1 protein-coding gene and 1 pseudogene are annotated in these 1,604 nt (G+C 41.3%); both read right to left on the bottom strand.

The annotated features are described in order from the left end of the window. Nucleotides 1–1,037, bottom strand: a 1,037-nt coding sequence (locus D9603_RS20665; protein ID WP_128732740.1) for a DUF642 domain-containing protein, incomplete at its 3' end; no start/stop codon positions are given. Nucleotides 1,038–1,402: 365 nt separating this feature from the next. After that, nucleotides 1,403–1,604, bottom strand: a pseudogene (locus tag D9603_RS20670) (hemolysin-type calcium-binding protein); the annotation flags it as partial.

Consider the following 1,604-nt stretch of genomic DNA (forward strand, 5'->3'; position numbering starts at 1 on the left):
TGCTCACCCACTAAGTCTAACGTCATGGCTCCTTTGTCAAGCACATACAATGCTTTGCCTGTTAACACATAAATTAGATTCGTGTCAGCTGAGTATGCAATATCGCCATGTGAGAAGTCATCACCTGCATAGCTTAATTTGCCTAGTACCGTTTTTACACCACTTTGTAAGTCAAACTCGTACAAGTACGTTTTACTGCTTGAAAGGAGCTTTGTACCATCTGGTGTAACCGCTGAGCGGTAAATCGGCCAAGACACGGTATTGGCTGCGAGCGTTTGCTCGGCGCTATCTAGCGAAACTTTCCACAGTGATGAAGCTTTGGTCGTACCGTTATTCTGCTCCATAAAATATAGCTCACCGTTGTGCGCTGCAATGTTAGAGGCGGTGTTATCGACGCCTTCTACATATGAATACGTACCACCACTAGTATCAAAGTGATAAACATAACTATTGCTCTGTTCGCCGAAGTTGTTTATGCCATAAACACCCACTTTACAACCCGTTGTTGGTGTCTGTGCTTCTTCTGTCACAACAACGTTGTCGAGTAACGCACCTAAAGAGTCTGAACGACCCATTCCTTGAAACCTTAGTTGAGTAACCTCACTTGATGCAACGACCGTATATTCAAACTTCTGCCACCCTAATGTGTTGGCATTCATAGTAGTTAAAGTTGTATCTCCAAACCATACTCTGGCACGGTTTGTCGAATTATCTCCTTCAACCCTTGCTGAATAATAAAAACTTACTTTGTATTTGTTACCAGCAGTCGTCGCAAGATCTTGGTAGATGGTATAGTTGCCCGTCGAGTCCAGCTCAACGTGGTTACTGCCATCTTGCGAGTTTATAAAACTAATGGCTGATTTTTGAATTTCTAGCTGAGCACCAGCTATCGTCCACCCCTCAATCTCGTCCACTAAACCCCAAGTTCCTGTCAACACCGAGTTATTTTCAAACGACCCATTACTAACTAAGTTTGGCGAGCCTATTGTGGCAAAGGGTAAAATAATTAGCGCTGAGTATAATAGAGCTGTTCTCATAATAAATCTCCGTTAAAGTACCCGTATGTTGATTGCACAATACATGCCAGCACAAAAAGTAAACAACTTAATATTTATCAATATCTTATGATTTTTATTTGTATCTTTTCTCTTGAAGTTTCATGTTTATTTGCAGAATGCAATTACGGATTTTCATTTTACGAAAAGTGGTTTTTTAGCGTATGCACATCCTATATCAATATTGAATAGACCAATGGAGCAAAGTTATTCATACCGGCAAGAGAATAAAACGTAATAGATCAACATTCTTTTAGTAGGTGTGTCGTATCGGTTACTGCTCTGACGTAAAAACAAAAAAGCGAGGGACTCCCCTCGCCTTTATTTTACCGCTACTGCATTAATGATTATTCGCAATTAGCGACATAGGTTAAATCGTTAATATGCTCCGGTGCGTCCATGACATAAGTCGCTTCGCCTGTATTCGCATCTAGCGTATAAAGTTTTGCATCCTCACCTTTGTTACGCCCTGATACATATAATGTGCCATCGCTACTCACTGCAAGACCCGAAGCCCAATTTACGCCATGCTCACCCACTAAGTCTAAC

The sequence above is a fragment of the Pseudoalteromonas sp. PS5 genome (assembly GCF_004103255.1).
Classification (GTDB): domain Bacteria; phylum Pseudomonadota; class Gammaproteobacteria; order Enterobacterales; family Alteromonadaceae; genus Pseudoalteromonas; species Pseudoalteromonas peptidolytica.